At 69.5% G+C, this 12772-nt stretch carries 14 protein-coding genes and 1 pseudogene; 5 read left to right on the forward strand and 10 right to left on the reverse strand.

What is annotated here, in order from left to right; genetic code table 11:
• Positions 1-49: 49 nt before the first annotated feature.
• Complete coding sequence (locus ORI60_RS07590) at positions 50-316, forward strand: hypothetical protein (RefSeq protein ID WP_266035750.1); 267 nt, start codon at positions 50-52, stop codon at positions 314-316.
• Positions 313-816 (forward strand): BTAD domain-containing putative transcriptional regulator, encoded by a 504-nt coding sequence (locus tag ORI60_RS07595; RefSeq protein ID WP_266035752.1) that lies wholly within the window; start codon positions 313-315, stop codon positions 814-816. Before ORI60_RS07590 ends, ORI60_RS07595 begins: the two co-directional genes overlap by 4 nt.
• Positions 817-855: 39 nt before the next feature.
• Here the strand turns inward: ORI60_RS07595 and ORI60_RS07600 are convergent, their stop codons facing one another.
• The 3 genes from ORI60_RS07600 to ORI60_RS07610 are packed head-to-tail and all read right to left on the reverse strand — an operon-like array spanning position 856 to position 3854.
• Positions 856-2370 carry a tripartite tricarboxylate transporter permease gene (locus ORI60_RS07600; protein WP_266035753.1) on the reverse strand — a complete coding sequence of 505 codons (1515 nt, stop codon included), beginning with the start codon at positions 2368-2370 and terminating at the stop codon, positions 856-858.
• Positions 2371-2889: a tripartite tricarboxylate transporter TctB family protein gene (locus ORI60_RS07605; RefSeq protein WP_266035755.1), complete on the reverse strand. Its 519-nt coding sequence runs from the start codon at positions 2887-2889 to the stop codon at positions 2371-2373.
• Positions 2886-3854, reverse strand: a complete 969-nt coding sequence (locus ORI60_RS07610) for a Bug family tripartite tricarboxylate transporter substrate binding protein (RefSeq protein ID WP_266036582.1) — start codon at positions 3852-3854, stop codon at positions 2886-2888. The genes ORI60_RS07605 and ORI60_RS07610 overlap by 4 nt, the downstream gene beginning before the upstream one ends.
• Positions 3855-3984: 130 nt before the next feature.
• On the opposite strand from ORI60_RS07610, the gene ORI60_RS07615 reads away from it, so the two are divergent.
• Positions 3985-5523 (forward strand): sensor histidine kinase, encoded by a 1539-nt coding sequence (locus ORI60_RS07615; protein WP_266035757.1) that lies wholly within the window; start codon positions 3985-3987, stop codon positions 5521-5523.
• Entirely contained in the window at positions 5520-6191 is a 672-nt protein-coding gene (locus tag ORI60_RS07620; RefSeq protein ID WP_266035759.1) for a response regulator, read from the forward strand. The genes ORI60_RS07615 and ORI60_RS07620 overlap by 4 nt, the downstream gene beginning before the upstream one ends.
• Here ORI60_RS07620 and arfB read toward each other — a convergent pair.
• Entirely contained in the window at positions 6174-6602 is a 429-nt protein-coding gene (gene arfB / locus ORI60_RS07625; RefSeq protein ID WP_266035760.1) for an alternative ribosome rescue aminoacyl-tRNA hydrolase ArfB, read from the reverse strand. The genes ORI60_RS07620 and arfB overlap by 18 nt on opposite strands.
• Positions 6603-7292: 690 nt before the next feature.
• A pseudogene (locus tag ORI60_RS44725) lies at positions 7293-7751 on the reverse strand (SigE family RNA polymerase sigma factor); the annotation flags it as partial.
• A gap of 191 nt (positions 7752-7942) precedes the next feature.
• Between ORI60_RS44725 and ORI60_RS07635 the strand changes: the two are divergent.
• The gene (locus ORI60_RS07635) at positions 7943-8494 is read left to right on the forward strand and encodes a hypothetical protein (RefSeq protein WP_266035762.1); all 552 of its coding nucleotides are present in this window, start codon (positions 7943-7945) and stop codon (positions 8492-8494) included.
• Between the two features lie 71 nt (positions 8495-8565).
• Here ORI60_RS07635 and purM read toward each other — a convergent pair whose 3' ends face one another.
• The 5 genes from purM to ORI60_RS07660 all read right to left on the reverse strand — a co-directional run bounded on the left by purM (position 8566) and on the right by ORI60_RS07660 (position 12687).
• Positions 8566-9627 (reverse strand): phosphoribosylformylglycinamidine cyclo-ligase, encoded by a 1062-nt coding sequence (gene purM, locus ORI60_RS07640; protein ID WP_266035764.1) that lies wholly within the window; start codon positions 9625-9627, stop codon positions 8566-8568.
• Between the two features lie 46 nt (positions 9628-9673).
• Positions 9674-11179, reverse strand: a complete 1506-nt coding sequence (gene purF / locus ORI60_RS07645; RefSeq protein ID WP_266035766.1) for an amidophosphoribosyltransferase — start codon at positions 11177-11179, stop codon at positions 9674-9676.
• Between the two features lie 97 nt (positions 11180-11276).
• Positions 11277-11639, reverse strand: a complete 363-nt coding sequence (locus tag ORI60_RS07650) for a hypothetical protein (protein WP_266035768.1) — start codon at positions 11637-11639, stop codon at positions 11277-11279.
• Positions 11639-11941, reverse strand: a complete 303-nt coding sequence (locus ORI60_RS07655) for a hypothetical protein (RefSeq protein ID WP_266035769.1) — start codon at positions 11939-11941, stop codon at positions 11639-11641. The genes ORI60_RS07650 and ORI60_RS07655 overlap by 1 nt, the downstream gene beginning before the upstream one ends.
• Positions 11941-12687 (reverse strand): maleylpyruvate isomerase N-terminal domain-containing protein, encoded by a 747-nt coding sequence (locus ORI60_RS07660; RefSeq protein WP_266035771.1) that lies wholly within the window; start codon positions 12685-12687, stop codon positions 11941-11943. The genes ORI60_RS07655 and ORI60_RS07660 overlap by 1 nt, the downstream gene beginning before the upstream one ends.
• Positions 12688-12772: the final 85 nt, after the last annotated feature.

Raw genomic sequence — 12772 nt, forward strand, 5'->3', positions numbered from 1 at the left:
TGGTCCACCCGGCGCACGGTGACGCTTTGCGCCTCTTCCAGGAGTTCAGATGACCACCACCCCCTACAACGGGGCTCCGCACTCACGCCGACGGCCTGCCACCTCCGGCGCGAGCACCGTTCTGCTGACGGCGACCGCATTCGTCTTCACGGCGTGGATGCTCGCGCACGACCACTCGCCGATCGTGTCGGTGTCCACGACGGCCGCCGTGCTCGCCGTGACGATCACGTTGAGCCGCAGCAGGCCGTTCACCGCGAGGTTCGGACCGCTGCCGCCCGCCGGGCCGGTGGTGGTCTGGGAGGAAGACCAGCGATGACCTGCCCGGACGGGGATCCCCTCGATCGCCTGAACCGGCTCTGGTCCCAGGTGCTGCACGGGCTGTCCAGGCCGGGCAGGCGCGCGGAGGTGATCGCGGCGTACCACGAGGTGAAAGCGGTTCTCGAGAGCGAGCTCGGCATCGACCCGCGGCCGTTGCTCGCGACGTCGACCGCCGAACTGCGGGCGGCGACCGAGGCCGAGTTCGTCGAGCTGTTGCGGACGATCCAGATCCGGTCAGGCCTGACCCTGCCGGAGGTCCACCGCCGGGCGGGCGGGCTGCTGCCGCGCAGCCAGGTCTACTCGCTGCTCAAACGCGGCAAGCTGCCGACGAAACCCGAGCAGGTGCGGACGTTCGTGACGATCTGCGGGCTGCCGGAGCCGCAGGTGGCCCGCGTCATGGAGCTGTGGGCGACGTTGCGCGACCAGGTCGAGGTCGCGGTCAGCGGGCCCGAGGACGACAGACCGTTCGCCATCCTGATCGTGCGCCGCAGCGCATGAGAAAGCCCCCGCCGGGAGAGCGGGGGCTTTCTCGTGCGATCAGGCGTCCACCTTCTCGCGTTCCGGTTCCGCCGGTGCCGCGGGGGGCTTGGGCAGGAACCGCTTGATCAGCGGGAAGAACAGGATCACCACGACGACCACGTAGACGATGATCGCCATCGGGCTGTTGACCAGGCCGGTCAGCGAGCCGTCGGAGAGCTGCAGCGAGCGGCGCATCTGCTGTTCAGCGGCCGGGCCGAGGATCACGCCGATGATCGCGGGCAGCACCGGCAGGCCGTACCGGCGCATGCCGAAGCCCAGCAGGCCGATCACGAACATCAGCAACAGGTCGAAGATGTCCGCGTTGACCGCGTAGGCGCCGACCGAGGCGAAGAACAGGATGCCCGCGTAGAGGTACGGCCGCGGGATGCGCAGCAGCTTCGCCCACAGCGGTGCCAGCGGCAGGTTCAGCACCAGCAGCAGCGTCAGGCCGATGAACAGCGACGCGATCAACGCCCAGACCAGGCCGGCTTCCCGCTGGAACAGCAACGGGCCGGGCTGGATGCCGTACTGCTGGAACGCCGCGAGCATGACGGCCGCGACCGCGGTCGTCGGCAGGCCCAGCGTCAGCATCGTGACCAGGGTGCCCGCCGCGGAGGCGGAGGCCGTGGACTCCGGGCCCGCCACGCCTTCGATGGCGCCCTTGCCGAACTCGTCCTTGTGCTTGGAGAGCCGCTTCTCCGTCACGTACGACAGGAAGGTCGGGATCTCCGCGCCGCCGGCCGGGATCGCGCCGAACGGGAACCCGATCACCGGGCCGCGCAGCCACGGCTTCCAGGTGCGCTTCAGGTCCGCGCGGGACAGCCACGGGCGGCCGACCGGGATCGGCTCGAACGGCTTGCGGCGCAGGTGGGCGGCGACCCACAGGGCCTCGCCGACCGCGAACAGGGCCACCGCGACCACGACGATGTCGATGCCGTCGGCGAGGTGCAGCGAGCCGAACGTCAGGCGCTGCTGGCCGGTCATCTCGTCGAGTCCGACCAGGCCGAGCGTCAGGCCGATGAGCAGCGACGCGAAGCCGCGGATGCGGGACGCGCCGAGCACCGAGGTGACGGCGATGAACGCCAGCACCATGACCGCGAACAGGTCGGGCGCGCCGATGTCGACGGCGTGCTTGGCGACGAACGGCGCCAGCAGGACGATCAGGATCGTGCCGATGATGCCGCCGGTGAAGTGGCCGATGGCAGCGGCGGCAAGCGCTTGCGCACCCCGTCCCTTGCGGGCCATGGGATTGCCTTCGAAGGCAGCGACGACCGCGGCGCTCTCACCCGGTGTGTTCAGCAGGATCGACGTGGTCGAGCCGCCGAACATGCCGCCGTAGTAGATGCCCGCGAACATGATGAACGCGCCGGTCGGCTCCATGCCGTAGGTGACGGGCAGCAGCAGGGCCACCGCCATGGCCGGGCCGATGCCCGGCAGGACGCCGATCGCCGTGCCCAGGAGCACGCCGATCGCGGCGAGCAGCAGGTGTGTCGGCGTCAGCGCGGTCGCGAAGCCGTCGAGCAGTTGTTCCACCTAGAACACCTCCATCAACGGGCCACCGGGCAGGGGGACGCCGAGCAGGTTGTTGAACACCACGAAGGTGAAGATCGACAGACCGGCCGCGATCAACGGGTCGCGCACCAGGTTGCGGCTGCCCAGCGCGTAGGCCGCGCCCCAGAACAGGATCGCGCCGGAGATCGGGAACCCGACCACGCCGATCAGCACGGCGTTGGCGAGGAAAGCGCCGCACAGCAACAGGACCGTGCGCCAGTCGGCGGGAGCGGACAGGTCGACGTCCTCGCCGGCCTCCGCCTCGCCCTTGCCACCGCGCAGCACGTCGCGGGCCAGCAGCGCGGCGACGAGCAGCAGCAGCGAGCCGACCAGGATCGGCACGGCCTTCGGGCCGACCGGGCCGCGCTGGGCGAAGTCGGTGGGGATGCGCAGCGCGTCGGTGAGCACCAGCACGCCGAGCACGACCAGCAGGGCGCAGATGCCCAGCTCGGAGTGGTCGCGGAGCCAGCTCCTGCGCTCCGGTTTCGTCACGGTCGTCATGCCAGCCCCAAGTCCTTCAGCACCGTTGCCACCCGCTTGTTCTCGTTTTCCAGGAAGGTCCTGAACTCGTCTCCCGGCGCGAAGGCGTCCGTCCAGCCGTTGCGCTGCAGCGCTTCCTTCCACTGCGGCGTCTTCTGGAGGTTCTGGAACACCTCGACCAGCTTCGCCCTGTCGGTCGGCGAGATGCCGGGAGGAGCGACGATGCCGCGCCAGTTGGTGAACTCGACGTCCACACCGGACTGCTGCAACGTCGGCGCGTCGATGCCCTCGATGCGGTTCTTGCTCGTCACCGCGAGCACCCGCAACGTGCCGGCCTGGATCTGGTCGCGGTACTCGCCGACGCCGGAGACGCCGAACGCGACCTTGCCGCCCAGAACGCTGGCCAGCAGCTCGCCACCACCGTCGAACGGGATGTAGTTGACGGTCTTGGGCGGCAGGCCCACGGCCTTCGCGATCAGCATCGGCGCCAGGTGGTCGGGGCCGCCGGGAGCCGAACCGCCGCCGACCGTCACGGTGCCGGGGTTGGCCTTCCAGGCGTCGACGAGTTGTTGCATCGACGTGTACGGCGAGTCCTTCGCGACCACGACGATGTCCGGTTCCTCGATCAGCTTCGCGATCGGGGTGGTGTCGAGCAGCGAGTTCGGCGACTTGTTCGTGTACACCGCGCCGACGACGCCCAGGCCCATCGACATGATCAGCTTGCCGTTGCCGCGCTCACCGACCGTGCGGCCGAGTCCGACCGTGCCGCCGGCGCCGGGGAGGTTGAACACCTCGGCGTTGCGCAGCAGGTCAGCGTCTTCCATGGCCTTCGCCGCCGTGCGCGCCGTGATGTCGTAACCGCCGCCGGGCGCGTTCGGCACCAGCACCCGCAGTGCCCGCACCTGACTGCCTTCGCCGCTGTCCGCACCCGGCGTCAGCAGCGGTGGCACGAGCAGGACGGCGAGCAACGCCGCCGCCACCGCCACCCACACCTTCACCGACACTGTGATCCCCGCCTCTCGTCCGCGTGGTTGGACATGTTGCTCTGGTGTAAACCTTGATGTCGCTCTTGCGCTTCTAAGGTTTCTTTCGGTCTTTCTGGTCACGGGAGGTCACATGCGTCGCCGCCGTTCCCTGGCCAGTCAGCTCCTCGCATGGCAACTCGTAGTCGTCACGCTGCTACTGGGCGCGGTGGGCGCGCTGACCGTCGTCCAGACGGGGAGCAACTTTCGCTCCAACGAGGAACGCCGGATGCTGTCCGTCGCGGAGACGGTCGCCGCGAACTCGCTGGTCCAGGAGCAGATGGGCAACTGGCGCCTGCTGTCCGCGCCCGCCGAGACCGCGCGCAGCCTGTCCGGCGCCTCCTACGTGCTGATCCTCGACGAGAAGCGGCTCGTGATCGCGTCACCGGACCCGGCCCAGATCGGGACCACATTGGACACCCGCACCACCGCGCTGGAGGGCAGGTCCTGGACGGGAACGGTCGGCGACTCGATCGAGGCGCACGTGCCGGTGTTCGACCCGACGAGCCGCCAGGTCAACGGCATGGTGATCGCCGGCGCGGAGGACCCCGGCGTCTTCGCCGGTGCGTTGGAGCAGCCCGTCGACGTGCTGCGCTACCTCGCGATCGCGCTGATCATCGGTGTCACGGGATCGTTGCTGCTGGCCCGCCGGGTGAAGAACCAGACGCTCGGGCTGGAGCCGCACGAGATCACCGCGCTGGTCGAGAACCGCGAGGCGTTGCTGCACGGCATCCGCGAGGGCGTCGTCGGTCTCGACGGGCAGCACCGGATCACGCTGGTCAACGACCACGCGAGCGACCTGCTGGCGTTGCCGGGGGACGCGGTCGGCCGCTCGGTCGAGGAACTGGAGCTGAACGACCGCCTGCGCGACGTGCTGACCGGCCGGGCGACCGGCGTCGACCAGCTGGTGCTGCGGCAGGGCGTCGTGCTGACGCTGAACCGGATGCCCATCGAGGGCGGCGACGGCGCCGTCGTGACGTTGCGAGATCGCACGGAACTCCTTGCACTGCAACACGAACTCGACGCCTCACAGCACGCGACGGACACGCTGCGGGCGCAGGCGCACGAGTTCGCGAACCGGCTGCACACCATCGCCGGGCTGATCGCGCTCAAGGAGTACGACGAGGTCACCAACTACATTCACCAGATCAGCTCGGCGCAGGACCAGTGGCGGGCCGAGGTCGGTTCGTCGATCGGCGACCCCGCCGTGGCGGCGCTGCTGATCGCCAAGGCGTCGCTCGCGGCCGAACGCGGGACCGAGCTGCGGATGGACCCGGACAGCGTGCTGGGCAGGGTCGACGAGGCGCTGTCGGCGGACCTGGTGATGGTGCTGGGAAATCTCGTCGACAACGCGTTGGACGCGCTGAGTTCGCTGAACACGAACGGCGCGGGGAAGTGGATCGAGGTAGGTGTGACGCAGTTGGACGACGAGGTCCAGGTCGTGGTGCGCGACTCCGGTCCCGGTGTGGCGCCGGAGCTCGCGGAAGAGGTGTTCCGGCACGGGTTCACGACGAAGGCGGCATCGCACGGCGAACGCGGCATCGGGCTCGCGCTGATCAGGCGGGCCTGCCTGCGGCGCGGCGGTTCGGTGAGCGTCTCGGGTTCGGTCTTCACGGCAAGGCTGCCCTGGTGATCCGGGTGCTGGTCGTCGACGACGACTTCATGGTGGCCAAGGTGCACAGCGGTTACGTCGCGCGCACCGACGGGTTCGAGATCGCCGGGGTCGCGCACACCGGCGGAGACGCGCTGCGGCTGGTGCGGGAGCTGAAGCCCGACCTCGTGCTGCTCGACATCTACCTGCCGGACATGAGCGGACTCGAAGTGCTGAAGTCGTTGCGCGCCAACGAGGACGTGGACGTCATCGTGATCACGGCGGCGACGGACGTCGAGACCGTGCGCAGTGCGATGCGCGGCGGCGTGCTGCACTACCTGATCAAGCCGTTCGACTACGCGGCCCTGCGCGACCAGCTCGCGCACTTCGCGTCGTTGCGGGAGAAGCTGCACCGGCTGGACTCGGCCGGGCAGGCGGACGTGGACCAGGTGTTCGGTGCGCGGCCGACCTCGAAACCGTTGCTGCCCAAGGGACTGACGCCGGAGACCGCGCGGCTCGTGGAGAACGCGCTGCGCGCACGTCCGGAAGGGCTGTCGGCGTCGGAGTGCGCTTCGTCCACCGGCGTCGCGAGGGTCAGCGCGCGCCGGTACCTGGAGCACTTCGTGTCGACGGGTCGGGCCGAGGTCCGGCTGCGCTACGGCGGAACCGGCCGTCCGGAACGGATCTACGCCCTAGTCCCAGGAGCCTGAACGACCGCGGCCGCGCTTGGTGTCCGCGCGGCGCTTCTTCGAGGCGATGCGGCGTTCCTGCGAACCCTTGGTGGGCTTGGTCGGCCTGCGCACCGGCGGTGGCGGCGCGGCGGCCGAACGCAGGACCGCCGCGAGGCGTTCACGGGCGGCGGCGCGGTTCTGCAGCTGGGCGCGGTGCTCGGACGCGGCGATCGTGAGCACGCCGTCGACGAGCCTGCCCGCCAGGCGGTCGAGCATCCTGGCCTTGAGGTGGTCGGGGATCGACGGCGAGGCAGCCAGGTCGAACGAGAGCTCCACACGGCTGTCCGCCGTGTTCACCCCCTGCCCGCCCGGCCCACCTGACCTGGAAAAACGTTCGCGCAGCTCGGACGCCGGCACCACCAGCGTCCTCGTCACGGTCACGTCGTTCATGCCTCAAGGTTAGAAGGTCAGCCCCGGAAGTGTCGCGATCTTTATCAGGGCGTCCCTGCCGAGCACCGGTTCCGGCCGGGCGACCGGCGCGCTGGTGTCGGGACGGTAGGGGTCGCCGACGAACGCGCCGAACGGGTCGCTTTGGACGAGCACGGTCGTGCCGTCCGGCCGGGTCGCCGAGGCCACCCAGAGCACGACACCGTCGCTCTCCCTGCGGTCCAGGTAGGTCAGGACCTTGATGCCGTTCACCTCGTCGATCCGGCAGTCGGTGCTCTGCAGCTGGTCGCAGGACTTCTCCTGGCCCTCACCGCGGGCGAGGACGATCGTGAGTCCGCCCGAGCCCCTGGCATCGGTCAGCTTCGCCACGGCGTACCGCGTGCCGTCCTTCTCGTAGAAGGTCAGCGCCCTGACCACACCGACGTCCTCGGCCGTCACGCCTGCCGGGACGACGTTCGCGCCGTTCAGGATCCGGGTCAGTTCGGCGTTGCGGTCGAGCAACCCACCCGAGTCGGCCTGGGACATCGACGGTGCGGCGGCCTTGTGCGGCGTCGCCAGGTAGCCGACCGCGCCGAACCCTGCCAGCAGCACGAACGACAGCGCCGCCGCGATGCCGGTGCGCCGGCGGACGAGCTTGGTCCTGCCCTTGCGGATCACCTCGGAGGTGTAGATCCGCGACACCGGCTCGTTCTCCAGCAGGTCGCGCAACGCGGCGAGTCCCTTCGCGGCCTGGCTCTTCACCGTGCCCTCCGTCCTGCCGAGGATGCGGGCGGTCTCGGTGACGCTCAGGTCCTCCCAGTACCGCAGCACGACGACGGCGCGTTGCCCCGGTGGCAACGCGTCGAGCGCCCTGCGCAGGTCGAGGTCGGAGTCCGCGTCCGTGACCGCGCTCTCGGGCACGGCGTCGACGATGCGTTCGCGCTGGAAGAACCCGCGCCGGGTCTCGTCGATGGCGGTGCGCACCAGCACCTTGCGGGCGTAGGCGTCGACGGTGTCCTTGCGCACGCGCGACCACGCCACGTACATCTTGATCAGCGCGGTCTGGACGATGTCCTCCGCGCGGTGCCAGTCGCCGCACAGCAGATAAGCCGTGCGGCGCATGACGAGCGCACGGGCGTCGACGAACTCGCCGAACTCGCGGTCGCGGTCCAAGTGCCCCCTCCTCGGTCGCCGCTTAGTACGCGACGACCGTGCTGGAAGGTTGCCTCGACACTCGCGAGCCTGCGGGCTCAGTTGGCCGGCGATCGCGGTTTCCCGCCCATGATGGTCACGGTTTCTCGACCACAGGGGGCTGTTGTGATCCACCACACGAGCAACGACCTGGAAGGCGGCGTGAGGTTCGGATGAAACTCCTCGTGCTGACCCTCAGCGCCGTGGCCGTTGCGTCCGCGGGCTGCTCGTCCGGTGAAGTCGAGCCCGGCTGTCCGGCTGTCTCCGATCCGGTGGTCAGCGAGCGGATCGTCACGGTGGTGCGGGATGTCGCCGAACACCGGGCCCGCGCGATCGTCAACGCGGCGGAAGGATCAGCGCCACTCGTGTTGAGCGACGCCGCTGTCCAGGTCTCGCCTGACGCGGCGAAGACCGCCGAACGCGCCTACGACGTGCTGTCCTGGTCCAATGCGGAAGCCGGCTACGTGCGTTACGAGATCAACGGCGTCAAAGTGAACTCGGTGTCCGCCTGTGAGAACACCATGGTCGCTGAGGTCACCGGAGCGACGCATTTCTACTTGCGATCTGGAAGCAGCACGGGGTCGGCGTTCGGCCCGATGGAGTTCGAGTTCGACACCGCAGGCGGACAGTGGACGTTGAAGGGACATCGACTGGTCGGCGTGGTGAAGCAACATCCGATGATCGAGCCCGCGGACTGGAAGTACGAGGAGTTCGACAACCGGTGAGAGCGGTCTCGCCCCGCAGCGAGCGGTGACGGTGCCAGCGGGATCGCCGGCACCGTCCGCTGGGCCGACGGTCAGAAACGCGGGTGGTCGCCGACGAGCGCGGCGCCGCCCTGCTCGGACTTGGTGATCTCGCCGAGCACCCACGCCGGCACGTGGCGGGCCGTGAGCACGGCCAGCGCGCGGTCGACGTCCTCGGGCGCGACGACGGCGACCATGCCGACGCCCATGTTGAACGCCTTCTCCATCTCCTCGCGCTCCACGCGGCCGCGCTGGGCGATGAGCTGGAACACCGGCGCGGGCGTCCAGGTGCCGCGGTCGAGCGTCGCGTGCAGGCCCTCCGGCAGCACGCGGGCCAGGTTCGCGGCCAGGCCACCACCGGTGACGTGGGAGAACCCGCGGACCTCGGTCTCGGCGATCAGCGCCAGGCAGTCCTTGGCGTAGATCTTGGTCGGCTCCAGCATCTCCTCGCCGAGGGTCCGGCCGAACTCCTCGACGTGGCCCTCCAGCGGCATCCGCGCGATCTCCAGCAGCACGTGCCGGGCGAGCGAGTAGCCGTTGGAGTGCAGGCCGGACGAGCCCATCGCGATCACGACGTCACCGTCGCGGACGCGGTCGGGGCCGAGCAGCTTGGACTGCTCGACCACGCCGACGCCGGTGCCGGAGATGTCGTAGTCGTCGTCGCCCATCAGGCCGGGGTGCTCCGCGGTCTCGCCGCCGAGCAGCGCGCAGCCGGCCTGGACGCAGCCCTCGGCGATGCCCTTGACCAGCGAGGCGATCCGGTCCGGGACGACCTTGCCGACGGCGATGTAGTCCTGCACGAACAACGGCTCGGCGCCGCACACGACCAGGTCGTCCACGATCATGGCGACCAGGTCGATGCCGACGGTGTCGTGCTTGTCGAGCGCCTGCGCGATCGCGATCTTGGTGCCGACGCCGTCCGTGGAAGAGGCGAGAACCGGCTCCTTCCAGCGGTCGAGCTTGAGCTGGAAGAGACCCGCGAAACCACCGATGCCACCGAGCACCTCGGGCCGGTGCGCCTTGGCCGCCCACGGCTTGAGCTTCTCCACCGCCTCGTCACCTGCGGCGATACTGACTCCGGCGGCGGCGTAGGTGGCCTTGGCGCTGTCGGTCACGTCAACTTCTTCCACTTGGATATCGGGTCGCAGGACGTACCCGGAACTAAGGACGTCGGAGTGCGTCTTCGGCACCATAGCCGCTCGCCAGAACGGGAGCGGCCGAGCCCGACACGCCCTTGAGACCCTCGAGCAGGTGCTTGCCGATGAGCGCGTCCTGCGGCAGTTCGATCGGGTACTCGCCGTCGAAGCAGGCCGAGCACAGCCGCGACTTGGGCTGCTCCGTGGCCGCGACGAGCTGCTCCAGCGACACGTACCCGAGCGAGTCGGCGCCGACCGAACGCCGGATGCCGTCGTCGTCCAGGCCGTTCGCGATGAGCTCCGCCCGCGAGGCGAAGTCGATGCCGTAGAAGCACGGCCACTTGACGGGCGGCGACGCGATCCGCACGTGCACCTCGAGCGCACCGGCCTCGCGCAGCATGCGGACGAGCGCGCGCTGGGTGTTGCCGCGCACGATCGAGTCGTCCACGACGACCAGGCGCTTGCCGCGGATGACGTCGCGCAGCGGGTTCAGCTTCAGCCGGATGCCGAGCTGGCGGATGGTCTGCGACGGCTGGATGAACGTCCGGCCGACGTAGGCGTTCTTGACCAGGCCCGACCCGTACGGGATGCCGCTGGCCTGCGCGTAGCCGATGGCGGCCGGCGTGCCGGACTCCGGCACCGGGATCACCAGGTCGGCCTCGACCGGGTGCTCCTTGGCGAGGCGGCGGCCGATCTCGACGCGCGTCGCGTGGACGCCGCGCCCGGAGATCGTCGTGTCCGGCCGCGCCAGGTAGACGTACTCGAAGATGCAGCCCTTGGGCTCGGGGGTCGCGAAGCGGGTGGACCGCAGCCCGTCGCCGTCGATCGCGATCAGCTCACCGGGCTCGACCTCGCGCACGAAGCTCGCGCCGACGATGTCGAGCGCCGCGGTCTCGCTCGCCACGACCCAGCCGCGTTCCAGCCGGCCCAGGACCAGCGGCCGGACACCGTGCGGGTCGCGCGCGGCGTAGAGGGTGGACTCGTCGGAGAACGTGAGGCAGTACGCGCCCTTGACCGTCGGCAGCAGCTCCAGAGCGGCCTGCTCGATGCCCTTGTCGGCCGCCGCGTGGGCGAGCAGGCCGCAGAGGATGTCCGAGTCGGTGGTGGCGCCGTTGCGCTCGACGATGCCGAGGCCCTTGGCCTTCTCCAGCAGCTCGGCGGTGTTCACCAGGTTGCCGTTGTGGCCGAGGCTCAGCCCGGAACCGGCGGCGGTGGTGCGGAAGGTGGGCTGCGCGTTCTCCCAGGTCGTGGACCCGGTGGTGGAGTAGCGGCAGTGGCCGACGGCCACGTGGCCCTTGAGGCTCTGCAGGACCTGCTCGTCGAACACCTGGCTCACGAGTCCGAGGTCCTTGAAGACGACGACCTGCGACCCGTCCCCGACCGAGATGCCCGCGGCCTCCTGGCCGCGGTGCTGCAGGGCGTAGAGCCCGTAGTAGGTCATCTTGGAGACGTCTTCACCCGGAGCCCAGACGCCGAAGACGCCACACTCCTCACGGGGTTCCTGTTCGGACTGGGAATGGTCGTCGACCACCGAATTGGCTCCCTCACGATGGGGCTGGCTTCAACCCGAGTGTAAGTGGAGCAGGGGGCCAACTACCCCCTCCGGACCCCTGGTGAGGTGATGAAACTCATGCCATCCGGCACTTCGAGAGCTGCAGCGGGTTCCCGTTGAGGTAGTCGAAGCCCTCGGACTGTTCCTGCCCCTGGCAGATGATCTCGTCGCCCACGGCCACCTCGTCGCGCACCTTCGACTCGTCGGTGAAGTCGTCCGGCTCCACGAAGGCACCTTCGAACGACCTCGGCCGGGGTGCGCCGGCGGGCAGGTCGCCCACGACGTCGAGGTAGACGCGGGTGGCGCAGATGACGTCGCTGTAGCCGTCGTAGCAGGTGTTGATGCTGGTGACCTCGAAGCGGATCTCGCCTTCCCAGCGGCCGAGCCCGCAGCCGGTCAGCACCAGACAGGCCGCGAGCGCCGAGATGATCTTGCGCATCAAGCCTTTTTGCAGTTCGTGGTCTGGGAGCGGGTCGAGATGTGCTTCTCGTTGACCCGTTCCTGGACGACGTGGCACACCACCTCGTCGCCGACCGCGACGGGTTCCGCGAACTCCCTGGCGAGAACGCGGCCCGAGTACCAGTCACTGACCATGTCCACCGGCTGCTGCTGTGCCAGAACGAGCTCGTAGCCCTCGGAGTCCGCCTTGGTGACCTTGAACCTGACGTCGCCCTCGAAACGCTTGTCACCACAGGCGGTCAGCGCGAGGCAGCTCAGCAAGACGGCGGCGAGCTTGCGCATCAGTGCCCCCGTCCGACCTGCAGGACGTCCAGCACGCGCTGATCGCCGGTCATCTCCTTGAAGTTCATCCTGTTCCAGAGCCAGAAGTAGACGACCTCGGCCTCACCGGTCACCTGCGCGTCGCCCTCTTCACCGGGGGCCGCGGCACGGAGTTCGGGCACCTCGCCCGCTGTCAGGGAGATCAGCCACGACTCCGGCACGTCGGTGGGACGCACCGACGCGGTGCCGGTCACGGTGCTCGGCACGTCGCCGTCGAGGTTGGCCGCGACGATCGTGCTCAGCACCTCGTCGATGCCGTCGGCGCAGAGGTCGGCGTCCGTCGCCACGACCTGGCGGACGACCGTCTGCGCGTCGAACCGGCGCAGCACCGTCTCGTGCGCGATCCGGCGGTGCCACACCCAGGCCAGATCGGGCGCGGCCGGTGAGAACGTCCACACCGGGCGGTTTCCCGGCACGGCCGTGAGGATCTCCGCGGCCGCGGTCAGCTGCAGGTCGAGGTACTGCAGCGGCGCCAGCCCGGCAGGCGGGGGCGACGGCCGCATCGCGGTGCGGCTGCCGGTGCGCAGGTACGCGGTGGAGGTCTCCAGGAAGCGCGCGAGGTGGATCACGAGGTCCTGCACGGTCCAGCCAGGACGTGTCGGCACCTCGGCGGCCGGGTCCGCGTCCGCCACCGCCTTGCGGAACAACTCCGCCTGTTCGATGAACACAGCGGTCCACCGCTGGGCCGTCCACCCTGTCTGCACCATGAACGACATCGTGCCCGAAACGCTCCACTGACGAGAGTGGAACCGGCCATCATGTATCTGCGTCGCAGTGATCGGTGACCAACAG

It is taken from the genome of Lentzea sp. NEAU-D7 (genome assembly GCF_026242055.1).
GTDB lineage: Bacteria > Actinomycetota > Actinomycetes > Mycobacteriales > Pseudonocardiaceae > Lentzea.

Excerpts from the sequence above, each read along its gene's own strand:
- ORI60_RS07590 (WP_266035750.1), top strand. The coding sequence starts at position 50 with ATGACCACCACCCCCTACAACGGGGCTCCGCACTCACGCCGACGGCCT.
- ORI60_RS07595 (WP_266035752.1), top strand. The coding sequence starts at position 313 with ATGACCTGCCCGGACGGGGATCCCCTCGATCGCCTGAACCGGCTCTGG.
- ORI60_RS07605 (WP_266035755.1), bottom strand. The coding sequence starts at position 2,889 with ATGACGACCGTGACGAAACCGGAGCGCAGGAGCTGGCTCCGCGACCAC.
- ORI60_RS07615 (WP_266035757.1), top strand. The coding sequence starts at position 3,985 with ATGCGTCGCCGCCGTTCCCTGGCCAGTCAGCTCCTCGCATGGCAACTC.
- arfB (WP_266035760.1), bottom strand. The coding sequence starts at position 6,602 with ATGAACGACGTGACCGTGACGAGGACGCTGGTGGTGCCGGCGTCCGAG.
- ORI60_RS07635 (WP_266035762.1), top strand. The coding sequence starts at position 7,943 with ATGAAACTCCTCGTGCTGACCCTCAGCGCCGTGGCCGTTGCGTCCGCG.
- ORI60_RS07650 (WP_266035768.1), bottom strand. The coding sequence starts at position 11,639 with ATGCGCAAGATCATCTCGGCGCTCGCGGCCTGTCTGGTGCTGACCGGC.
- ORI60_RS07655 (WP_266035769.1), bottom strand. The coding sequence starts at position 11,941 with ATGCGCAAGCTCGCCGCCGTCTTGCTGAGCTGCCTCGCGCTGACCGCC.
- ORI60_RS07660 (WP_266035771.1), bottom strand. The coding sequence starts at position 12,687 with ATGGTGCAGACAGGGTGGACGGCCCAGCGGTGGACCGCTGTGTTCATC.